This is a genomic window from Ensifer sp. Root423 (assembly GCF_001426275.1).
GTDB classification, from domain to species: Bacteria; Pseudomonadota; Alphaproteobacteria; order Rhizobiales; family Rhizobiaceae; genus Ensifer; species Ensifer adhaerens.
The window spans coordinates 1-21,674 of record NZ_LMEG01000031.1; the positions used below are offsets into that span (position 1 = coordinate 1).

Here is a 21,674-nt window from a genome sequence, read left to right on the forward strand (position 1 = left end):
GGCGCGGTCGAGCGTCGTCACGAGGCCGCTGTGAAGGATCAGGTCGGGCGTCATCGAAGTATCTCCGGTCTGTTGGGCGCCGGCGGTGCGGGCCGACGAGAAGAGAGCGGGCAGCGCCAGCGACGAGGCGGCACCGAGGAACGAGCGTCTTGTCGGCATGATCAGACACTCTCGCGATCGTTAACTTTGCGAGCCGCTGTCTGTCCGCCCGGGAGGTGGCCGAACACGTGCGGCTTGACCTGGTTGATCCACGAGATTGCCGCCGTCTCGTTGCTCCACAGGGTCTTGGCAAAGGGGACGATCTGTTCGCCGAGCAGAATCCCAAGAAGGCCGACAAGGGCAATGACCGGGGGCGCTGGCGAACGGACATTGAGGAGGCTGTAGACGATTCCGACCAGAAGTCCGGCGCCGAGTGACATGAGGTAAAGTTTCATGCGGGTGATCCTCACCTGTTGAGGCTGCCGCCCTTACCGGTTCGACCCGGTCAGAGCGGCTGCCTACTGCATCACTTGACCGGGTTCGGGCCGATCCGCTTGCCGTGGGTGACGCGTTCGCCGGCCTTGTGGACCATGGTGTAGGCATAGTCGATGCCCATGCCATAGGCACCGGAGTGCTCCTTCACCAGCGAAGTGACGGCGTCGTAGGTTTCCTTGCGAGCCCAATCGCGCTGCCATTCGAGCAGTACCTGCTGCCAGGTGACCGGAATGACGCCAACCTGGACCATGCGGTCCATCGCATATTTGTGGGCGTCGGCCGAGGTGCCGCCCGACGCGTCGGCGACCATGTAGATTTCGTAGTCCGGCACATCATGGAGGGCTGAAAGCGCGAAGGTGGTGTTGCAGACTTCGGTCCAGAGCCCCGAGACGATGATCTTCTTGCGACCGTTGGCGGCGTTCTTCGTCAGGGCATCACGGACGTTCTGGTCATCCCAGGAGTTCATCGAAGTGCGCTCAAGGATGTCGTTTTCCGGGAACACGGCGAGCAGTTCAGGATAGGTGTGGCCGGAGAAGGACTCGGTTTCGACAGTGGTGATCGTCGTCGGGATGTTGAAGATCTTGGCAGCCTTTCCGAGGCCGACGACGTTGTTCTTCAGAGCCTGGCGATCGATCGACTGCACGCCGAAAGCCATCTGCGGCTGCTGGTCGATAAAGATAAGCTGGCTGTTTTGCGGGGTCAGAACTTCGAGCTTGGACATCTGGAATACTCCGTTTGGTGTCGCCGGCGTGCGACGGTTGAAATGAGAAGGGTTTCGGAGACGAGCCGGCTGGCGCGAGTAGCCGGCTCAAGGTTGTCGGTTGGTTAAGTCGTGCGTATCAGATTCGACGGTTCTAAGCGGCAAGCGGAACCAGACCGGCCTCGATCTTGTTGCGGAAAGGCTCGTAACGGTTCGGAAGCTTCAACGCCTCGCCGAGATGGGCGGTGTCCTCGTCACGGTCGAAGCCGGGCTCGTTGGTTGCAATCTCGAACAAGATACCACCGGGTGTCCGGAAATAGATCGCCCAGAAATAGTCCCGGTCGATGACGGGGGTTACCTGGTAGCCGGTATCCATCAGGGCCTTGCGCACTTCGAGTTGCTTTTCCCGATTTTCGACCGCAAAAGCGATATGGTGGACCGAACCCGCCCCCTGACGGGCGAATGGCGTCTTCGGCAAGGCCGCCAGTTCAATGGTGTCTGCACCGTTGCCACCAGGAAGGATCAATCGCGTGACGTCTCCTTCCACTCCGGCAATCTCATAGCCCATAAAGCGCAGCAATTCCTCGGTCGCAGCAGTGTCGTGCAGATTGAAACGGGCGCCGGTAAAGCCGCGAATGGCGTTGTCCTCCGAGATACCCTCACCAAGCCATGGCGCCCGCCCGTCTATAGCCGTTTCGACCAAAGCGAGGCCATCGCCATCAGGGCCTGTGAAGCGCAAGCGCTCTGCGCCGAAGACCGTTTCAGCCTGCATGCCACCGACACCTTGAGCAACCAGGCGCTCCTTCCAGAAACTAAGCGTTCCTTTCGGGATAGAGAACTGGGTTTCGCCGACTTCGCCGACACCGGGCCGTCCGGTCATTATATGGGGAAAGGGAAAGTAGGTCATGACCGTTCCGGGCGTGCCCAACTCATCACCGTAATAGAGGTGGTAGACACTGGGCTCGTCGAAGTTGACCGTCTTCTTCACCCGGCGCAGGCCGAGCGTGTTGGTGAAAAACCTGTTGTTCTTTTGCGCGTCCGACGCCATCGAAGTGACGTGATGCAGTCCCTTGATATCCTTGATCATGGCCAGTGCCCTTTCCGTTGACGTTGTCCGTCGATAGACAAGGTTATAGCCGGGTTGATTGGCGCAAAGAATTGCAATATTTATCTCGAATGAATTGCAAAAATTGAAACAATGCGATGAACGACTACAAAGCCCTGAAGACCTTCCTTATGGCGGCTGAGAAGCGCAACTTCGCGCAGGTTGCACGCGAGCTTGATATGACGCCGGCCGCAGTTACGCGGGCGATCGCCGCGCTCGAAGACGATCTCGGCGTGCAGCTGTTTGTGCGGACAACGCGCCAGGTTTCGCTGACGACGGACGGCGCCGTCTTTGCCGCGCAAATCCAGCCGTCCCTAGAGGCGCTGGAAAGCGCCAGACGCGACGTAAGAAACGCTCATAAGGCGGACCAGGGTCGCTTGCGAATAAGCGCTCCGACTTGGCTCGGTAAAACCGTTCTACCGTCGATCCTGTCCGGCTTTCGAGAACTCTATCCAAAAATGTCGTTTGAAATCTCGCTCTCGGACGGCTTGGTCAACATCGTCGATGATGACTACGATCTCGCGATCCGCATCTCATCCCAGCCATCGGACAAGTTTACGATATGGCGCAAGATCCGGGCCGTGCCGAGAATTTTGGTGGCGGCGCCGGGCACCCGGTTCACCGAGATGGACCACCCGAGCGAGTTGACGCCGGACGACTGCCTTGCATACAGCGGCGAAAGCAGGCGGGAGACCTGGCACCTTTCTGATGGCGGATCGAGCACGACCATCACGGCCGGGAGGGCGTTCAGCGCCAACAGCGGCGAGGTGCTTGCCGACATGGCCGCCGATGGAGCGGGCGTTGCCATGCTTCCGGGATTTCATATCGCGGAGCGAGTCCGCAGCGGTCGCCTCGTCCATGTCCTTCAAGGCTGGTCGCCCCCGGAACTTTGGCTGACCCTATACTATCCGCCTTATCAAGCGCTGCCGCCCCGCATAGCGACCTTCTCGAAATTCTTCGAAGAACAGTTGCCGGCTCACATGATCATGCTTGATTGACGAGCGAAATGGATCCGGAGCTACAACCCGATGCGGCTGTTAGCGCCTGGCGTTCAGTCATTCTGACGCAGGGTTCGCGCGCGTCAGCACCGGCGCTTCGCCCGCAGGATGGCGTCGAACAGCAGCGCCTCGCCGATGCTGTCACTGAAGCGCTAGCACACGCCTCGGCCCGTCGGCGCCGCCGCAATGGCTGAACCGCCCCGTCACGGCAAAGCCGCCACCCTCTCGGGTGACGGCTTTGGTCACTGGAGTTTTCAGAGACTACTTCGCAGCCTCTTCGATCACGTCTGCGACGGCTTGGGGCTGCGACACCATCACAACGTGGGATGCACCCTCGATTACGACAGTGTGCTTGGAGGCCGCCCGTTCGGCCATGAAGCCGAGTGCCTTCGCTGGGATGTTCTTGTCGCCGTCCCCATAGATGAAATAGGAGGGCAGCGTCTTCCAGGCGGGCGAACCTGACTTTTCCGTCAAGGCAGCTTCGGTGATCGGGCGCTGGCCGGCGGCCATCAGTGCAGCATCCTCGATTGAAACATCGTGGGCGAACTGGTCGTGAAACTTCGCCTGGTCGATGGAAAGATCGACGCCGCCACCTATCAGCTTTACCGGGGCGGCGAGCGCTTGGCCAAGCGTGCCCCCGGGGAACTTACCGGCGAGATCGGCAGCTGCTTCTCCAGCTTCCGGAGCGAAGGCTGCAACGTAGACCAGCGACTTGACGTTGTCCTTGCCGTTTGCCGCGGTCGAGATCACCTGGCCTCCGTAGGAATGCCCGACGAGGACGACGGATCCTTTGATGCTCGAGATGATGTCTGAAACATAGGCCGCATCGCCTGCGACACTGCGCAGTGGATTGGCAGCGGCAACGACCGTGAACCCGTTTTTCTGAAGGATCTTCGTCACACCATTCCAGCTCGACGCATCGGCGAAAGCGCCATGAACGAGAACGACTGTGGGCTTTGCGGGCTGGGCAACAGCCCCGCCGGACAGGAGAGCGGCGATTAAGGCAACGGTCGCAGCGAGTTTAAACATGACGATATCCTTTGTGGCTTCGGTCCAATACAGGCTACGAGGGAGTTTTTATCGCGCCCGATTAGTTTGTGCACAATCTATATTGCCTCAAAAGAGACATGTCAACCGCGCTAATAGATCGCGCGCGACTAATTTTTTTTGCGCAACGAAGCCAGAGCGCTATTTTGCGTCGCAGATCGCCACTGCGAGGGTCCGGCCGCGCATTCTCATCCTTCAGCTGCTTCAGCTTTTCCAATCTCCGGCGGCAATATACCGGCGTATTTTTCTTCCAGCTGTAATGGGTCGCCTGACTGCCTCCGGCACGCGATGGAGCATCTGCCGCGGTAGGTTCAGTTTTTTATACGAATACGAATGAGGCGCGGATCGTGGCGCTTATCGAAATCACGACAAGGCTCATCCGGACTGATCCAACCGCGCCCACTTCTCGTAATCCAGGCTGACGAAAAACAACGGGAGCGAACGAACGAGCCATGTTCCGAACCGCAATAGCGATCGCAGCTGTGTGCGCAGCCGTACCGTCAGAGGCCGCTGCGGAGCAATACAGAGCAAACGAGATCAAGGGAGAGATCGTCGGCAGGCGCATCTTCCTTGAAGCTCCATTGGGTGGGGAATTCCCGCTAAACTATCGAAGAAGTGGCAGTGTCGACGGTGACGGGGAAGCTTTGGGCCTCGGCCGGTTCGTCAAACCCAAAGACACCGGCACTTGGTGGATACAGTCTGACCGTCTCTGCCAGCAGTTTCGCACCTGGTACGACGGTCGCCCGATGTGTTTCGAGCTCTACCGGGTCGAACAGAAAAAGCTGAAGTGGATCCGGAACGACGGAAAGACCGGTATCGCCCGAATAGGTCCCGAGCTTTGATGTGGCAGCGAAAGGAGGCCGCGTATTGAAGCTTATGCCGCGCAATCGATTTGACGGAGGAAATGCATGCGCATCTTCAGCGTTTTTCTTACGGTCCTCGCCATGAACCTTGCATTGGTTGCGCCAGCGGCCGCCGGGTCCTTTTCGCTTGAAAGCTTCTTTACAGGCAGGTCGAGCGCCGAGGGAAGCTTTCAAAGCATCACCGGGGTTAAAAGGACATTCGAAGTCCAGTTGGTCGGAAAATGGGACGGCCGCACCCTGACGCTCAGGGAAGATTTCAGGTTCGATGACGGCAGTCGAGATCGCAAGACGTGGCGGTTCATAAAGGATGGACCCGGCAGATACAGGGGTACGCGCGAGGACGTGATTGGAGAGACGCAGGTGCGGATTAAAGATAATGTCGCGCGCTTCAGCTATCTGGTCTTCCTCGACTCAAAAAACCGCAAGAACAAAGTTCGCTTTCACGACACCATGACATTGAACAATGACGGTCGTGTCCTCAATACCGCCTATGTGACGAAATTCGGATTGCCGGTTGCCTGGACGCGTGTCGAATTCAGGAGACAGTGACTGATGTGGAAAGTGTCTAGCAGACGAGCATCCAGGTCACACCCTTCGACACTCATCCTCTATGCGCTTCCAGCGTTCCCATTGGCGGCGCTTGCGCTGCCGCTTTCGTCATCGTTCCGACGTTTTACTCCGAAGTCATGGGACTACCGGTCGCGGCCGTCGGCGGTGCACTTTTTGCCATTCGTCTTCTTGATGCAGCGAGTGATCCGATATTCGGCTGGCTTGCCGACCGGTGGAATGGCGTTGGCGGTCGCCGGCGTGGCTTTTTTCTTGCGTCAATTCCGCTAACCGCGGTCGCCGCGTTCATGCTTTTTTGGCCGCCTCAAACAATCGGGCTCGGTTATCTGCTTATATGGGGTGGCCTTTTGTCACTTGGCTTTACCTGGTCCTCTCTGCCCTACACCGCCTGGGGGGCAGAACTTTCAACCGACTATGCCGAGCGAACACGCGTTGCAGCTTTCCGCGAAGGCGCGACGCTTATCGGGACTTTATCGGCCATCAGCCTCCCCTTCGCTTTTGGGACGGCTGGGGCAAATAACGCCGATGGGCTGAAGGCGGTAGCCGTTCTTGTCGCGGTCTTGCTTCCGCTCACAGGGCTTATGGCTTTCGTTTTCGTCCCCGAACCCGTCAATCGGTCGACGCGGGAGTTTGGCCTGATGCAAAGCCTGGTTTTCATGTCGAAGAACCGGCCGTTCCTGCGTCTCATCGCCGCTTTTCTTTTGAATGGATTTGCAAACGCAATCCCAGCTACTTTGTTTCTTTACTTTGTCTCAGGGCGTCTGGGAGCTGCGGAATGGCGCGGCCCGTTTCTCCTACTCTATTTCGCATGCGCAGTTCTTGGCGTACCGCTCGCAGTAAAGGCCGCAAGGCGCTGGAGCAAGCACAAGGCCTGGAGCGGCGCTATGCTGGTGACGTGCTCGATCTTTGCGGCATCAGGATTTCTCGGCGACGGAGACCTGGTCGCCTTTGGTGCGATATGCGTGTGCACCGGTCTTCTGCTCGCCTTCGACCTTGTTTTGCCTCCATCCATGCAGGCAGACGTAATCGACAACGACACAGCAGTCTCAGGCTCTCAGCGTTCCGGCATGTATTTCGCGGCGTGGGCACTTGCCACGAAGCTCTCTCTGGCGACAGCAGTCGGGGTGACGTTTCCCATGCTCAGTCTGATTGGCTTCGACCCGGCTCAAGATCGTTCGTCGCCCGACGCTCTCAAGGGTCTTTCGTTGCTTTACGCCTGGGCACCAATCGTCCCGAAGCTCGCAGCAATCGGGCTCATGTGGGGCTTTCCGATCGATCGTGTGGCCCAACGAGAGCTTATTGGTCGGACTTGACGGTATTGCGCTCGTCTACGGCTGCCAGGTTGATGACACGTTTTCCCCATCGCCCACTGAGGTAGGTTTCCATGACTATCGGTCGCGATTTAATCAACAATCACGCCTTCCACGAGACGGATCGTCGAAAGGTGGCGTGGGTTACCGGCGCAAGCTCCGGCATCGGGAAATCGCTTGCACTCCGTTTGGCACTTGACGGCTGGACCGTCGCCGTAAGCGCGCGCAACTCGGTGGAGCTCGATACTCTCGCACGATCACTGGAGAAAAAGATCCATTCTTTTCCCCTCGATGTGACCGACCGCGAAGCGGCAGAAAACACCGTACGCGACATTGAAATGCGCCTGGGTCCGATTTCCCTTGCGGTCTTCGGCGCAGGAACGTACCGGCGCGATAGCCTGTCGACCTTCGACGCCGCGTCGATCGGAGAGATGGTCGGGCTCAACATCATGGGAACCGTGAACTGTTTGCAGGCGATCATGCCAGCGATGACGACGCGCCGGTCGGGACGGATTGCCGTCATGGCATCTGTGGCAGGCTACACCGGTCTTCCTGGTGCCGCGGGCTACGGCGCGACCAAAGCCGCCTTGATCAACATGTGCGAAGCCCTTTATCCCGAACTTGAACGGCAAGGCGTTCAGATGACAATTATCAATCCAGGATTTGTCGATACGCCCTTGACGCGTCAGAATGACTTTCCAATGCCTTTCCTGATCTCTTCGGAAAGTGCGGCGGAATACATCATGCGCGGGCTTGAGCGGGGGAAGTTCGAGATCGCATTCCCGTGGAGGATGAAAGTGGTCTTGAAGCTATTGAAGGCGCTTCCTCCAAGCCTGAGGTTCGCCTTGACGCGCCGCATGTTGCGTGAGGAGCAGACCTGACCTCCGTCACGTTGGTTCGAGCCGGAACTGGTAGACATCGATGGTCCCGTTGCGAAAGCCGGCGGCGCAGTAGTGAAGGTAGTAGCGCCACAAGCGCTTGAACCGTTCGTCGAATGCAGCGGATTCAATCTTGTGCCAACTTTTGAGGAAAGCACCTTCCCACAAGAGCAGGGTTTTCTCGTAGTCACGGCCGAAAGAAAATGCATCCCGCACCCGTAGGCCGGAAGTGACAGCCTCCTGCCTGAAGACTGCCGCAGAAGGCAGCATGCCACCGGGAAATACATAGGTTTGAATGAAATCGGCGTTTTGCCGATACCGCTCATACCGCCTCTCGTCGATCGTGATGACCTGGATCAGCGCTTGTCCGTCAGGAGCGAGGTTCGTGCGCAGCTTCTCAAAGTAAACCGGCCAATTCTCCTCTCCCACGGCTTCGAACATCTCTATTGAGACGATCTTGGTGAAACGTCCTTCACAATCCCTATAGTCTTGCAGCCGCACCTGGGCCAACGGAGACAATCCCTTGTTTGCCAGCCGAGCTCTCGCAAAGTCGGCCTGCTCCTTCGACAAAGTCAGCCCGGTAATGCGACACCCCGTGCGCGAGGCCGCGTACTCCATAAACCCGCCCCAGCCGCAACCGATCTCAAGAACATGATCTTGCGGACCGATTCGCAGCTCACTCAGGATCCTGTCGTACTTGGCTTGTTGGGCTTCACCGAGTGACTGCCCTTGCCGCTCAAAGATGGCGGCAGAGTACGTCATCGTCTCATCGAGCCATGCGCGGTAGAAATCGTTCCCGAGGTCGTAATGGAACGCGATATTTCGGCGGCTCCCGGCACGGGAGTTTCGTCTGAACAGATGCCGGAGGTAAGCGAGGCGGCTTATTAGCGGGCGAGAGGCGAGCGCTGGCTTGAGGGTCTCTTCGTTGGCAAGCGCCAAATCCATAAGCGTTCCCAGGTCTGGCGTCTCCCAGTCGCCATCAAGATAGGATCGAGCAAACCCGAGGCTGCCGCTTGTGAGCATACGCCAGACCGCTCTTGAGTTCGTAAAGACGATCGCTGCAGTCGGACCGGGGACGTCGCCTTTGACCAAATGCACTGCCCCACAGGGGAACTCCGCGCGCAACTGCCCGCGTTTGATACGGGCAAGCCAACCGCATACTATTCTTTGCCACAGCGGGCGGCCCGACGATATTGAAAATGCCGCACCCTGATCAAGCTCGCTCATGCCAAGGTGTCTTTCTGTTCGAAACGGGAGACAATCGTTGTGGCGACCCGCAGGTCCGCCGGTCGATGACGATGCACGGGCATGCCCTTTAGCCAGATCTTGAGCGCCTCCCAATGGATCGCACCCATTACTTTTACTGTCATCATGGGGTGTTTCAGGAAGGTTAGAAAAAGCCTCTTATCCGAGATCTCTTCCCTTTCTCCGGAAAATACAGCCGTGAGAAGTCGCCCGTCACAATCGTTTTCGGTTATGCCGACGAACACGGTTTCCCCCGGCGGCCTGAGGTTGAACTCATAGCGGCAATCCATGGGTACAAACGGAGAAACGTAAAGTTCTTTGACGCACGACTGCCGGATCGCTCCGCCCTCGTCGTCGCTCACCGGAATGACATAGGTATGGCGTTCGTGGAATGTGTTGCAGACCTCATAGAGAACGGCCCGGACTTGGCCATCGCTTGCCTCACAGTAAAAGACCGTCAAAGGGTTGAAAACGTAGCCGAGTATGCGGGGATAACATAGCACACGGATACGCATCTGCTTCACGTCCACCCCGGCCTCGGAAAGCTGGCGTTCGACCCAACTGCGTAGCGCGCCTACTTCACCATTCCCGTGATCGCTGTCGCGAAAACTGAACAGAGCAAAGCGATTATGGCCGAACAGGCGCAACTTGCTGTCCAGCCAAGCCAACTCGTCCAGATCGAGGAGCAGCGAAAAGACCCTGTAGGAAAGCCTATGCCGGCGGGGTCTAAACCGAACGTGGCACACCTGGCCGCTGTAAAGAGCCGACCTCGACATCATTGAGCCGCCGCGTAACCGATCTCGCAGGGGAGCCTGCCAGAATCGTCGCGGACCGTCCATGGACGCCGCTCGCCGGAGATGGCCTCGGCAACCGCAAGCCCGGACTGCAGTCCGTCTTCGTGAAATCCGCTGCCGAAGTAGGCCCCGCAAAACCAGACACCGCCGCGTCCTTGGAGATCCCAAAGCTCCTTTTGAGACGCCAACGCTCGCTGATCAAACAGGGGATGGTCATAATCGAATGTCGCGATTATCCGCTCACTGGCTATCTTTTGATGCGGGTTCAGCGTCACAAAAAGCGGCGTCGCCGGATCGATCCCTTGCAATCGGTTCATCCAGTAGGTCACACAAAGCTGGCGCTCACCACAATCATCCGACGCGCCAATGTAGTTCCAGCTCGACCACACGTTTCGCCGCCTGGGCATCAATGAGGTATCTGAGTGCAGAACCGCCTTATTGCTTGTGTAGCTGATCGCGGACAACAGCTCTCTTTCACGTGCGTCAGGCTCGGCAAGCATCGCCAGCGCTAGATCGGCGTGAGTTGCGATGACCACATCCGTGAAAGTGTCACGATTGCCATCACGATCTGTTATGACCACCGTCCCCACCTCGCGGCGGATCTCCCGGACTGCCCTTCTTGTTCGAAGCTCACCGCAATAGTCCGACATCAGCCTGCTGACATATTCTCGGCTTCCGCCGGTTACGGTTCGCCAACGAGGTCTGTCCGTCAATGCAAGCAAACCATGACTGTCGCAGAATCGAATGAAGGCATGCAGCGGATAATCACGCATGCGTTTGGTCGTTGTGGACCAGATCGCAGCGCCCATGGGAAGGAGATGATCGGTAACAAAGGCATTGCTGTAGCCATTCTCGTCGAGATACTCCCCCAGCGTCTTGCTAGCGAGATTTAGCCGATTAAGAGCTTTGGGAGCTTCTCGATAGAAGCGCAAAATGTCTGACAATATTCTCCAGAAGCGCGGACGAAGTGCGTTTAACGGTTGACCGAACAAGCCTGTCAATCCAGAGCCCGAGTATTCGAATGCCCCGCCATCCAATGAAGCGGAGAACGACATATTGGAAGCTTGGGTCGGGACGTCAAGGTGGTCAAACAGCGCTACAAGGTTGGGATAGTTGCGATCGTTGTACACGATGAACCCGGTATCGACCGGAACCGGTCCAACAGCCGTCGGCGCGAGGACGGTGTTGGCATGACCGCCAGGTTTGTCGCCGGCTTCGTAAAGAACGACCTCTAAGCTTTTACCGAGTAGCCAAGCCGCGGACATTCCCGAGATACCGGCGCCAATCACAGCGACACGCCGTTGCCCGAATTCACCCCTCATACCCCGATCAAACCGCATGTTATCCCCTCAATCTGACGAACAATTACGAACGCACTACGAAAAAATCTCCCGATCGGATTGATCACCTTGAAAAATTTTGGACAACAATGATCCAAGAAGCAGAAGGCATCGTAATCGGTGCCATGGAGACAATTCTTGCGATTTCCGCTACCGCTGTTCCAGATATCCCATTTGTTCGATCTGGGCATGAGCCGCTGATCGACCTTGGGAGGCAGAAGAAGCGTGGACGCATGGTAGAGCCGGGCGGGGAACTGACTAAAGATGAAGCCTGCTCTCTGCTCGAGGCAGTCGGTCGCAAGCGAGATATTGAATCTTTCGAGGCGCTGTTTCGCTATTACGCTCCGCGCGTAAAGGCCTATATGGCGCGCCTTACGCGTGATCCAAACATCGCCGAGGAATTGATGCAGGAAGTGATGATCACCGTTTGGAACAAGGCAGGCCAGTTCGAAGCGACACGCGGTAACGCAGGTACGTGGATCTTCACGATTGCCCGCAACCTTCGTATTGACGCCTACCGCAAGAACCGGAGGCCGGATTTCGACGTCAATGACCCCGCATTTGTGGCAGACGATGCCAAAAGCGCGGAGAACGAGCTGGCGGAACGCCAGGATGCGACCCGGTTAAAGGACGCCATGAAGGACTTGCCTCAGGAACAAATCCAATTGCTGACGCTGTCGTTCTTCGACGATTGCTCTCACAGTGCGATTGCCACCAAGCTGAACCTGCCGCTCGGAACGGTGAAGTCGAGAATCCGACTTGCCTTTGCGAGGCTTCGGGCTGCGCTGGAGGACGGAAAATGAATATCCGTCATCATGTGAGCGACGAATTGCTGGTGGGATATGCATCCGGCACGCTTGAAGAGGGTTGGCGGCTTGCTGTTGCAACGCATCTTGCGTTGTGCCCCAACTGCCGGACAAGACTGACTTTGATGGAGAATACGGCCGGAGAGTTGCTCGAGAGCATGGAGCCAGTGCCAATAGAAATCTCGTCTTTCGATCGGTTGAAAGAGCGCCTACGAACCGCGGAATCTCACCCAAGCGTCTCGCCGAAGCAACCTGCGAGAGTAATGCAAGTCGTTTCGCCGCCAACCATCCCGGAACCGTTGCGATCCTATCTTGGAGGAGATCTGGCGGAGCTGAAATGGAAGTCTCTGGGACGTGGCGCCTATCACATTCCGATCAAGCTGGCCGATCGGTCGACAACGGCCCGTCTGCTTCGCATACCGGCCGGAAAACCCGTGCCGGAACACAGCCACGGAGGGCGCGAATTGACGCTAGTGCTCAGCGGAAGCTTCAATGACGGAGAACTCTTGTTCGCCCGCGGAGATATAGAGGAGGCAGACCCGAGCGTTGAACACCAGCCCCTGGCAACGCCTGAGCAAGATTGTATCTGTCTGGCGGTAACCGACGCGCCGCTCAGGTTCCGGAGCTGGTTTATGCGTTTGCTTCAACCTGTCCTTCGGATCTGATCGGAGGCGACGGATGACCTACGCGATATCCTACGTGGCGACAGCGATCGTCTTTCTCGGCTTGGACTTTTTGTGGCTGACCGGGTCGTCGAAATTCTATCGCAGCCGAATTGGAGAGCTTCTGCTCGAGCATCCAAATCTCATTGCCGCCGCTGCATTTTACGTCATTTATGTAACCGGTGTTTCATATTTTGCCGTCATACCTGCGCTCAGCTCCGGACGTTGGACGACAGCACTGGTATCGGGAGCTCTGCTCGGCCTTGTCGCTTTCGGCACCTACGACATGACAAATCTGGCAACGATCAAGGGGTGGTCGTTGGAGGTAAGCTTGGTGGACATGGTGTGGGGTGTCTTCATCACCACGGCGTCCGCTCTCGCCGGATATTTTTCCGTTTCGGCCGTACAAAAGCTGATTTGACCCCAACTCGGAGATTGAAGCGGCCAGGGGCCGCTCAATTCGTGTGACGCGAAGAAAGAAAGCTTTGAAGACGTTCGGAACTCGGATTGCTCAGAACGTCGCGTGGATCGCCCTGTTCCTCGATCACACCTTGGCTGAGAAAGATGACATGATTGCCAACGTCGCGGGCAAATGCCATTTCGTGGGTGACGACGATCATGGTCCTTCCCTCCTCGGCCAATCCCCGCATGACCCGAAGCACTTCGCCGACAAGCTCCGGATCAAGCGCCGAGGTCGGCTCGTCGAAAAGCATGATCTCCGGTTCCATCGCGAGCGCCCGGGCGATCGCAACTCGCTGCTGTTCTCCGCCCGAGAGAAATGCCGGAAAGGCATCGCGGCGGTGCGACACGCCAACCTTTGCCAAGTATGCGTCGGCTCGTTCAGCGGCCTCAGCGCGGCTTATCCCCTGTACGCGCATCGGCCCCAGCATCACGTTCTCCCTCGCCGTCATGTGGCCCCACAGGTTAAATTGCTGAAAGACCATTGATAACTGCGAGCGCATCGAAGCGAGCTTCTTGGGGTCATGTACCGTCAGGTCTCCGCTCGACGCCTTTCTCAGGTCAAGTTTTTCTCCCTGAAACCGATAGCTGCCCTCACACGGGAGCTCCAGGAAATTGAGGCATCGCAAGAACGTGCTTTTTCCGGAGCCGGACGCGCCGATCATGGAAATCACATCTCCGCGCCTCGCGCTGAGCGAGATGCCTTTGAGCACCTCAACGGAGCCGAACCTCTTTCGGATGTTGGTCACTTCGAGCATCGCTGTCATAGTCTGTCTCCGCGCCTTGGCGCTCATGGGCTTAAAAGTGGACCGTTGCGGAACACATCGTTGCCGGCGATCTTGCCAAGGCGTTTACCGCGCTCGGCGATGCGGCTGTCAGCGCGTGCGTAGAACACACCTGATGTCTGCGCCTTCACGGCCGTCACCGTTCCTGAAAGCGGGTCGATGATCTCAGCTATCACATCACCAGCCCTTACATGATGGCCAAGGTCGAGTGCGTAGCTCACGACCCCCGCAGACGGTGAAATGACAGCTTCTGAACCTGCGAGCGGGGTGGGCTCGCACAGCTTGGCCGGCGCCTGCGCGGCCGAACCCTTGACGACCCCTAGATCGCGTAGGAACTCGACGATCGCCTCGGCGTCGCTCCAGGCGCGTCGCCGATCCACATCGCTACGACCGCGCAACTCAACGGTGGTCGAAGCGCAGCCAAGCGGGATGTTTTCGTCGGGCAGCGCTCTTGCCAGGTCCAACCATGGGCGCACGAGGGCCTCGTCGAACGGATTGAGTCCTGAGATCTCAGCAAGCAGCACCGCTCGGGCGTGAAGACGCGTCGCAAGCGACGAGAATATCCGTGCGAAATGCGGTTGCGTGTAGAGATGAACTTCAGCCTCTCCATCACAATGAAGATCCAGCACATAATCGGCATCAATCGCAAGTTTCATGAGGCATTTTCGAACGTTGTCCGAGGGGGTGACGACGTGCCATTCCTCAACCAGGGCCATCAACTCGGCGCGGATGACGGCCGTGTTAGCGCTAGCGTCTGTGCCCAAGCGGTTGGAAAGCCGGGCGGACAGCTTGGGTCCGAAATCCGGATAATGCCGGTTGAAGTTCCGTCCGTCATAAAGATCGAAACGGCCTTCCTGCTGACCAAGGGAAAACTGAGACAGCCCGACCGGATTGGCAACCGGAACGACCCGAACGCAGCCGAAGATCGCGTCGGCCGCCTCAAGCTCCGCCAACGTCTCGCAAAGCGCATGCGCGACGATGATGCCGGGAGCCTCGTCGGCATGGAGACCACCTTGAATATAGACGAGTGGCGTGTCTGCGTGCCGCCCGAATTCGACACATTTCAAGCTATGCCGCGTGCCGGGTCCCTGACCTTCGATATCAAAGATTGTCTCTTTCATCACGCAACTTTCGGGTTGAGATGCTCGGCTGGCTTCTCTCTGGCGTTCGGAGCGTTCGAGCGGGAGAGATGCCGCAAAAAGTGCGTCTCGAGCCAGCGGAAAAAAGTGGTGAGACCGATGGTCAGACACAGATAAATTGCGGCGGCGACGCCGAAGGATTCCGCCAGCACGAGATAATTGGTGTAGACGTCGCGCGCGACCCGCATCACCTCGACAATCGTCACCGTGCTCGCAAGGGCGGTGGCATGCATCATCATTACCACCTCGTTGCCGTATTGCGGCAGTGCGCGACGCCAGGCCGATGGCCAGATCACGTACCTGAGAACCGCCGCGCGGCTCAAGCCGATCGAACGTGCCGCTTCGATTTCGCCTGGCGCCGTGGTTCGGATCGCGCCGGCGAATATCTCGGTCGTATAGGCGACAGTGTTGATCGTCAGCGCAAGCCACGCGCAAAACCACGGAGAGCGGAATAGCGGCCATATCGCGCTGCTGCGCACGAATTCGAACTGAGCAATTCCGTAGTAAATGACAAACAGCTGAACAAGAAGCGGCGTGCCGCGGATGCCGTAGGTGAACAGCCATACCGCGCGAGAAAAATGGGGCGACCGCATCGAGCGCACGAGCGCCAGTGGCACCGAGACCGCAAAACCGCTGACGACGACGGTTGCCAACAGGATCAAAGTGTTTACCAGACCGCCCGCAAATGCCGGCAGGTTATCGGCAACGATTTCCCAGTCGATCATGCAGCACCTCCGCTGCGAACGCCGCGTGAAGAAAGCTTCTCAAGCGCTCCGAAGAGGAGAACCGAAAATGTGGTGACCGCGAGATAGATGAGGCCGATAAGCGCGTAGAAGGTAAATGGCTCCCGCGTCGCCGCAGACGCAAGCCCGGCCCGGTGGACCATATCGTCGAGCCCGATGATCGAAACCAGCGCTGTCGCTTTCAACATGACCAGCCACGTATTCGTCAGGCCGGGCACGGCATGCCGTATCATCTGCGGCAGCAGAATGTAGAAGGCCACCTGCCAGCGGGAAAGACCATATGCAAAGCCAGCCTCGATTTGCCCCGCCGGCACGCTCAGGATCGCTCCCCTGAACGTCTCGGTCAGGTAAGCTCCGAATACAAAGCCGATTGTGCTAACGCCGGCTATGTAGGGATCGACATCGAGATAACCCCACCCATAGGTTTCGGAGATGGAATTGAGCAGGATCTGGCCGCCGTAGAAGACGACGAGCATAACAAGCAAATCCGGCAAAGCGCGCACCGTCGTCGTGTACGCGGCAGCCGACAATCTTGCCGCTTTCCCGCCGTAGACCTTTGCAGACGCGCCAATCAGGCCGATAACACAGGCGATCGCCAGTGAGACCGACGCCACGCTGAGGGTCACACGTAGCCCCCCCAGAATCATCGGTAGATAACCTTGGAACATGGAACAGCACCCCTTGCGACCGGCGCCGCCCAGGCGCCGATCGCGGGAAAAGAACTACTTCTTTGCCGATTGCGGCGTGACGTCGAAGTCGAAGTATTTGCCCGACAGTTGGTTGTAAGTACCGTCGCTCATGATGGAAGACAGAGCGGCATTTACTTCCTCGCGCAGAGCGCCATCTGACTTACGCACGGCGATGCCGACGCCGCCGTCGGCGTCCTCGCCCAAGAAGAGGGTGTCGCCGACTTGCTCAAAGTCCTTTCCTTCGGGCTTCTTCAGAAAAGATTCGGCCGAAACGACCGACGATCCGAAGGCGATGTCCCCGCGGCCCGACGCCAGTTCCAGGTAGACGGCCGGCTCCTTGTCCACCGCCAAAACGGTGCTGTCAGGGTAGTTTTTCGCAACATACTCGGCCCGCGGAGAGTTGCGCAGGACGATGATCGTCTTGCCCTTTAGTTCTTCCGGCGACCAGCTCTTGTAGTCACCCTTGCGCGCCACCCATCGCGACGGGACGTCGTAGTAGGGGTTGGAAAAGTCGACGACCTTCTTGCGCTTTTCGTTGATCGTCATCGAAGCCACGATGATATCGAACTTCTTGGCATTAAGCGCCGGGATCATCCCGTCCCATTCTTGCTGCACCATCACGCAGTTCTTCTTCATCTTCGCACAGATCGCATTTGCGATGTCGATATCGAAGCCGGAAAGCGTTCCATCGGGAGCAACTACTGAGAAGGGCGGATAGTTTCCTTCCACCCCTATGCGAAGATCCTCCGCAAACGCAGTACCGGCGAGCATCGTTGTGGCAACGATTGACGCGAGAAATTTCATTCGCATGCGATTTCCTCCCAAAATCAGCTAAGCTGACTTCTCAATGGCAGGATATTTTCATAGAGTCAACAAATGAAAGAAAATTTTCAGACATCCCTCACCTGGAACGCAGAAGCCGATCGACGCTTCGCCACCTCTGCTTTAGGTCTCGAACTCAGCAGGCTGCTGCGGGACGGATCGGCTTCGCAGCGGGCACTGTCCGGTTTTGTGCTCCGGGACCCGATGTTCGTGGCAACGCATGGCATCGAGGAACTTGCTTCTGCAACGGGAACTTCGGCTTCAAGCGTCAGCCGTTTTGTTCGAGACCTCGGATTGGCGGGCTTTTCGGAGTTTCGATCGTCCATCGCCGCTATGGTGAGCGAATTGATAGCGCCTGTCGCCAAGCTCGATGCCTCGATAAGAGACCTCGATAAACGCAGCCAGGGTGTCGAACTCAGCATCGAGGTGACGGGCTCCAACATCGACGCGCTCAAGAGCCCGCAGACCGCCGAATACATACGCGTTGCTTGCGGTGACATAAGAGCGGCTCGAAGGGTATTCGTGATAGGCTTTGGCCTTTCTGCGCACCTCGCGGCAATGCTGGTCCTTTCGTTGCAACCTTATCGAGACGAAGTTGTGAATGTTGCTCAATACGGAGGAACGGAGTCGGCTGCCGCGCGTGCGATGTCGATTGGAGAAGGCGACGTACTGGTTGCAATATCTCTTCCCAGGTATTCCAGGGATGTTGTCGAGATCGTCAGATTTGCGCGTGACAAAAAGGCGAAAATTGTCGCCATAACGGATTCTCCAGCCGCTCCGCTGGCTCAATTCGCCGACCGATTGCTTCTCGCGCCATCCAGACACCCGGTTCTTTCGGCCACAAACGTCCCGGCCATGGCAATCATCGAAGCCCTGGCGTCCGACTTCATGCTGGCGGATCCTGACAATGTCAGGCGAGCAGAGCAGCTTGCAAAGGCTATTTCGTCATACCTGACCGAAGGCGATTGACGAGCCCACCATCCCTTAAGGCCACGAAGGATCGAAGGGTAGCCATCGGTGCTCTCGCTCACAGGTCAACTTGCCGAGGATCCACTCACGCGTCGTTGTCCTATCAAATACGCCCTCTCTCCCGTCGCGTCCGCTGGACAGGGCATATCCGTCGCCTAAGGAAACTTTTGGCGATGCCAAGCGTGAGTCCTCTATAGGGGCCGAACTCCCTCTGCTGCGCCGAAAAACCTTCGCGGCCACGCTATGCGATAATCCAACGAGCCGTTCCCCTCGTAAACGCTCTTGGGTTTTCAAACGGTGTTCCCCCATGAAATGCTGTCGCAGACTGATCTTTATTTTTGGCGACCAAGAGCTTTCGGCAAACCGAAGACTTCAACACCCCTACGCCACCTGACGGCGCATGACGCAGGACCGGAGAAATGAGTATCGGCAAAGCGCCAGCGCTTTCCTGCAACGTCTGGACGAGGGTCTTGGTGTTTAGAGGAGGATTGAAAGATGCCGCTTACGTCACTTGCTAAAGGATACCGCGCCGTTGTTTTGGGAGCCAGCGGCGGCATCGGATCCGCAATCGCCGGCGAACTCCGGTCCGATCCCAATTGCCTGCAGCTTGTAGCGCTCTCGCGTAGGGACAATTCCTTCGATATCACAGACGAAGAGAGTGTCGCAGCAGTAGCAGCGGAGACTGTAGATGGGCTGCATCTTGTTTTTTGTGCGACCGGCGGACTTGTTGTCGACGGCGTGGGTCCTGAAAAATCACTCAAGCAAGTCGACCCAGATGTGATGATGCGGCAATTCGCGCTGAACGCGATTGGACCGGCACTCGTTCTCAAACACTTCGCGCCGAAGCTCGTCCGCAGCGACCGCGGCATAGTCGCCTTCCTGTCTGCCCGGGTCGGGTCGATCGGAGACAATCGCCTGGGGGGCTGGATTTCCTACCGAGCGTCGAAGGCTGCGCTCAACCAGATCGTCCGCACAGCTTCCGTAGAACTGAGCCGCACCCATCCGCGCGCGGTGGTCGTCGCACTCCACCCAGGAACGGTCGCGACAAAAATGACGGCAGACTACTCCACTCACCACCGCCGGTTGGATCCCAGTGAGAGCGCATGTGCAATGCTCCGGGTTATTGATCGGTTGACGCCGGAAAACACCGGAGGGTTCTTCGACTATGGAGGCCTGCCCGTTGAGTGGTGAGCATTGTTAGGGGGCACAGCACTTAGATCTTTGGTCCACGGCGAAAACGTCCGGTATTTCAAGCATTGCCATCGTTTGACGGTGAACGGCGCAGGGACCGATGTTGCCAGTTTGCCGCCGACCTAGCCGGCGGCAAACGCATGTGGTCAACCACGATATGTTTTACTACGCTTTCGGAAGCAGCACTTTGTCGATCACATGAATGACACCGTTTGACTGCTTGACGTCGGCGATCGTTACAGTGGCAATGCCACCCGTTTCGTCAGTGAGTGTGATCTTGTCGCCATCCATCTTTGCCGAAAGCGTGCAACCGCCCACGGTCTTGACTGAATGGTTCCCTCCGTCATCGGCAATCATCTTGCCGACCGCATCGGAAAGCGCATTGGCAGCAACGACATGACAAGTCAGCACTTTGGCTAGCTTTTCTTTGTTCTCGGGTTTCAGGAGTGTGTCGACAGTGCCGGCAGGCAAGGCATCGAAAGCTGCGTTCGTCGGCGCAAACACGGTGAACGGGCCATCACCGGACAGCGTATCCACGAGACCGGCGGCTTTCACTGCTGCAACGAGTGTCGTGTGGTCCTTCGAATTTGCTGCGTTTTCCACGATGTTTTTGCTTTCGGACATGGCCGCTCCACCGACCATGGGGTTGTCGGCATTAGCAGCGAAGGCTACCAGAGCGAAAATAGACGCGATCGCGGCGGTACGTCTTAGGGACCGTTTCATTCGTGCATTCCTCCTTGCTGGCCCGCACCGTGCGGGCGTTCCCAACCGATGTTCGCCAGACGTTGTCCAGCACCATCAATACGCCGTCTTTACCAAACTGGATCACCGTCGCGTCCGATATGACCGACGCTGCGGCGAACCGACTCAATGCAGGACCGCTGCCGTAGTGAACGAGTGAGAGAGCTGGATTGGTGCTCGCCGGGCCGCGCAAGATCCCATCTCCAATTCGCTGATCCAATCAGCAAGGTCATACGTAAAAAGGGAAAATAAGGCGTCGGCTGGCGCTTCGACGGCAACCACTCGCCAGCGCCGCCCGCGGGTCTGCAGTCCTCGCCGAATGAGACGGGTCTGGTCAACGAAGGGCACGGCCTTAAGGGGTAGAAGAATGTTGCAACAAACTTCCAATGACAAAATGAATTGGGTCCGTGCGCTGGCACTTGCGATTGTACCGGTCGCCGCGACATCCATACTAGGACAATTGGCGACCTATCCAAACCTCGAACGCTGGTATTCAGCGCTAGAGAAGCCGAGTTTTAATCCTGCGAACTGGGTGTTTGCTCCGGTCTGGACAACGCTTTACATCCTCATGGCTCACGCTGCCTGGCGGCTCTTGATCCTCCCTGCCAGGACGCCGGGCAGGCGGACGGCACTGGCGCTATTTTACGTTCAGCTCGCCCTCAATGCGTTGTGGTCCTGGATGTTTTTCGCCATGCAAAGTCCGGTCGCCGGCCTGGTGAACATCATCGTGCAAATCGGGTTTATCCTCGCAACGATCGCGCAGGCCTGGCGCCTCGACAAGAAAGCGGCACTTTGCCTCTTGCCGCTGGCAGCGTGGGTCTCCTTTGCGGCCGTACTGAATTTCGCAATCTGGTTCCTCAATTGATGGCGTTGGCGCGAAGGCAATAGGTGTTCTCGCTTTGACGCATGCAACGCTCTGGACAGCTCAAATGTGCTCGGCCGCTAGCTCCATGAAGACATCTTTGGCTAAGATCGGGCGAGCCCGCGTCGCCCTTGCGTTGCCTCGTCATCGTGAACAGCTAGGCGCTCTGGACGGCGAGCAATTCGATCTTCTTTTCGAGACCTACGCGCTTGCCGCGATGAGGGTCGACGAACTTTTGAGGAAACAGTCTCCTGAGCAAGACCTTAGACGGTATCGCGAAATATGCCTGGACATCCAGGAAGACATCGCCTTGCTGCTTGGACGTCTGCAAAGGCAATCCGAATGAATTTGGGGTGCCTTAGCCGTTATTCTTGCCGGTTCCCTGTAGCCAGCCGGCAAGCTCCCGGCGCACGACGTGTTCGAGCACGGCCATGCCTTCGGCGCTGTCGTTCAGGCAGGGGATGTGGGTGAACTTCTCGCCGCCA

25 protein-coding genes are annotated in these 21,674 nt (G+C 57.6%); 12 read left to right on the forward strand and 13 right to left on the reverse strand.

The window, feature by feature from the left end:
• Positions 1–161: 161 nt before the first annotated feature.
• The 3 genes from ASD01_RS23375 to ASD01_RS23385 form a co-directional block, all read right to left on the reverse strand.
• Positions 162–434: a XapX domain-containing protein gene (locus ASD01_RS23375; protein ID WP_051659618.1), complete on the reverse strand. Its 273-nt coding sequence runs from the start codon at positions 432–434 to the stop codon at positions 162–164.
• A 71-nt stretch (positions 435–505) separates the two neighbouring features.
• The gene (locus ASD01_RS23380; protein WP_060644516.1) at positions 506–1,195 is read right to left on the reverse strand and encodes a hydrolase; all 690 of its coding nucleotides are present in this window, start codon (positions 1,193–1,195) and stop codon (positions 506–508) included.
• Positions 1,196–1,328: 133 nt separating this feature from the next.
• Positions 1,329–2,261, reverse strand: a complete 933-nt coding sequence (locus ASD01_RS23385) for a VOC family protein (protein ID WP_034802231.1) — start codon at positions 2,259–2,261, stop codon at positions 1,329–1,331.
• A gap of 116 nt (positions 2,262–2,377) precedes the next feature.
• On the opposite strand from ASD01_RS23385, the gene ASD01_RS23390 reads away from it, so the two are divergent.
• Entirely contained in the window at positions 2,378–3,277 is a 900-nt protein-coding gene (locus tag ASD01_RS23390; protein WP_034802228.1) for a LysR family transcriptional regulator, read from the forward strand.
• Between the two features lie 261 nt (positions 3,278–3,538).
• On the opposite strand, the gene ASD01_RS23395 is transcribed toward ASD01_RS23390, so the two are convergent.
• Positions 3,539–4,306, reverse strand: coding sequence for an alpha/beta fold hydrolase (locus ASD01_RS23395; protein ID WP_034802225.1), 768 nt, complete (start codon positions 4,304–4,306; stop codon positions 3,539–3,541).
• Between the two features lie 470 nt (positions 4,307–4,776).
• On the opposite strand from ASD01_RS23395, the gene ASD01_RS23400 reads away from it, so the two are divergent.
• From ASD01_RS23400 to ASD01_RS23415, 4 genes are all read left to right on the forward strand, one after another.
• A complete protein-coding gene (locus ASD01_RS23400) occupies positions 4,777–5,166 on the forward strand; it encodes a hypothetical protein (protein ID WP_034802223.1) in 390 nt (129 codons plus the stop codon).
• 66 nt (positions 5,167–5,232) lie between these two features.
• A complete protein-coding gene (locus tag ASD01_RS23405) occupies positions 5,233–5,736 on the forward strand; it encodes a DUF3833 family protein (RefSeq protein WP_034802220.1) in 504 nt (167 codons plus the stop codon).
• Between the two features lie 137 nt (positions 5,737–5,873).
• The gene (locus ASD01_RS23410; protein ID WP_244495300.1) at positions 5,874–7,067 is read left to right on the forward strand and encodes an MFS transporter; all 1,194 of its coding nucleotides are present in this window, start codon (positions 5,874–5,876) and stop codon (positions 7,065–7,067) included.
• 71 nt (positions 7,068–7,138) lie between these two features.
• On the forward strand, positions 7,139–7,945 hold the full coding sequence (locus ASD01_RS23415; protein WP_034802217.1) for an SDR family NAD(P)-dependent oxidoreductase: 807 nt from the start codon (positions 7,139–7,141) through the stop codon (positions 7,943–7,945).
• Between the two features lie 6 nt (positions 7,946–7,951).
• On the opposite strand, the gene ASD01_RS23420 is transcribed toward ASD01_RS23415, so the two are convergent.
• The 3 genes from ASD01_RS23420 to ASD01_RS23430 are packed head-to-tail and all read right to left on the reverse strand — an operon-like array spanning position 7,952 to position 11,321.
• Complete coding sequence (locus ASD01_RS23420) at positions 7,952–9,169, reverse strand: SAM-dependent methyltransferase (RefSeq protein ID WP_034802214.1); 1,218 nt, start codon at positions 9,167–9,169, stop codon at positions 7,952–7,954.
• Complete coding sequence (locus ASD01_RS23425; protein WP_335669416.1) at positions 9,166–10,026, reverse strand: DUF1365 domain-containing protein; 861 nt, start codon at positions 10,024–10,026, stop codon at positions 9,166–9,168. Before ASD01_RS23425 ends, ASD01_RS23420 begins: the two co-directional genes overlap by 4 nt.
• Positions 9,963–11,321: an NAD(P)/FAD-dependent oxidoreductase gene (locus ASD01_RS23430; protein WP_051659616.1), complete on the reverse strand. Its 1,359-nt coding sequence runs from the start codon at positions 11,319–11,321 to the stop codon at positions 9,963–9,965. The genes ASD01_RS23425 and ASD01_RS23430 overlap by 64 nt, the downstream gene beginning before the upstream one ends.
• Before the next feature lie 89 nt (positions 11,322–11,410).
• Here ASD01_RS23430 and ASD01_RS23435 point away from each other — a divergent pair, with 89 nt between their 5' ends.
• The 3 genes from ASD01_RS23435 to ASD01_RS23445 are packed head-to-tail and all read left to right on the forward strand — an operon-like array spanning position 11,411 to position 13,210.
• Positions 11,411–12,124: a sigma-70 family RNA polymerase sigma factor gene (locus ASD01_RS23435; RefSeq protein WP_309139286.1), complete on the forward strand. Its 714-nt coding sequence runs from the start codon at positions 11,411–11,413 to the stop codon at positions 12,122–12,124.
• Positions 12,121–12,792: a ChrR family anti-sigma-E factor gene (locus ASD01_RS23440; protein ID WP_034802209.1), complete on the forward strand. Its 672-nt coding sequence runs from the start codon at positions 12,121–12,123 to the stop codon at positions 12,790–12,792. The genes ASD01_RS23435 and ASD01_RS23440 overlap by 4 nt, the downstream gene beginning before the upstream one ends.
• A 13-nt stretch (positions 12,793–12,805) precedes the next feature.
• Positions 12,806–13,210, forward strand: a complete 405-nt coding sequence (locus ASD01_RS23445) for a DUF2177 family protein (protein WP_034802206.1) — start codon at positions 12,806–12,808, stop codon at positions 13,208–13,210.
• 34 nt (positions 13,211–13,244) lie between these two features.
• Here the strand turns inward: ASD01_RS23445 and ASD01_RS23450 are convergent, their stop codons facing one another.
• Genes ASD01_RS23450 through ASD01_RS23470 form a run of 5 tightly spaced genes read right to left on the reverse strand, consistent with a single transcriptional unit; the run spans position 13,245 to position 17,375 of the window.
• On the reverse strand, positions 13,245–14,015 hold the full coding sequence (locus ASD01_RS23450; protein WP_082572972.1) for an ABC transporter ATP-binding protein: 771 nt from the start codon (positions 14,013–14,015) through the stop codon (positions 13,245–13,247).
• A gap of 23 nt (positions 14,016–14,038) precedes the next feature.
• On the reverse strand, positions 14,039–15,154 hold the full coding sequence (locus ASD01_RS23455; protein ID WP_060529903.1) for a succinylglutamate desuccinylase/aspartoacylase family protein: 1,116 nt from the start codon (positions 15,152–15,154) through the stop codon (positions 14,039–14,041).
• The gene (locus tag ASD01_RS23460; RefSeq protein WP_034802203.1) at positions 15,154–15,897 is read right to left on the reverse strand and encodes an ABC transporter permease; all 744 of its coding nucleotides are present in this window, start codon (positions 15,895–15,897) and stop codon (positions 15,154–15,156) included. Before ASD01_RS23460 ends, ASD01_RS23455 begins: the two co-directional genes overlap by 1 nt.
• Positions 15,894–16,583, reverse strand: coding sequence for an ABC transporter permease (locus ASD01_RS23465; protein WP_034802202.1), 690 nt, complete (start codon positions 16,581–16,583; stop codon positions 15,894–15,896). The genes ASD01_RS23460 and ASD01_RS23465 overlap by 4 nt, the downstream gene beginning before the upstream one ends.
• A 54-nt stretch (positions 16,584–16,637) precedes the next feature.
• Entirely contained in the window at positions 16,638–17,375 is a 738-nt protein-coding gene (locus ASD01_RS23470; RefSeq protein ID WP_159416306.1) for a transporter substrate-binding domain-containing protein, read from the reverse strand.
• Between the two features lie 105 nt (positions 17,376–17,480).
• On the opposite strand from ASD01_RS23470, the gene ASD01_RS23475 reads away from it, so the two are divergent.
• Positions 17,481–18,395 carry a MurR/RpiR family transcriptional regulator gene (locus tag ASD01_RS23475; RefSeq protein ID WP_034802198.1) on the forward strand — a complete coding sequence of 305 codons (915 nt, stop codon included), beginning with the start codon at positions 17,481–17,483 and terminating at the stop codon, positions 18,393–18,395.
• A 495-nt stretch (positions 18,396–18,890) separates the two neighbouring features.
• Complete coding sequence (locus ASD01_RS23480) at positions 18,891–19,586, forward strand: SDR family oxidoreductase (RefSeq protein WP_060529905.1); 696 nt, start codon at positions 18,891–18,893, stop codon at positions 19,584–19,586.
• A gap of 165 nt (positions 19,587–19,751) precedes the next feature.
• Here the strand turns inward: ASD01_RS23480 and ASD01_RS23485 are convergent, their stop codons facing one another.
• Entirely contained in the window at positions 19,752–20,309 is a 558-nt protein-coding gene (locus ASD01_RS23485) for a fasciclin domain-containing protein (RefSeq protein ID WP_034802194.1), read from the reverse strand.
• Between the two features lie 385 nt (positions 20,310–20,694).
• Between ASD01_RS23485 and ASD01_RS23490 the strand changes: the two genes are divergently transcribed.
• Together ASD01_RS23490 and ASD01_RS23495 are read left to right on the forward strand one after the other, a co-directional pair.
• Positions 20,695–21,192: a TspO/MBR family protein gene (locus ASD01_RS23490; protein WP_060644517.1), complete on the forward strand. Its 498-nt coding sequence runs from the start codon at positions 20,695–20,697 to the stop codon at positions 21,190–21,192.
• A 97-nt stretch (positions 21,193–21,289) separates the two neighbouring features.
• Complete coding sequence (locus ASD01_RS23495) at positions 21,290–21,535, forward strand: hypothetical protein (RefSeq protein WP_090429262.1); 246 nt, start codon at positions 21,290–21,292, stop codon at positions 21,533–21,535.
• Positions 21,536–21,674 lie beyond the last annotated feature (139 nt).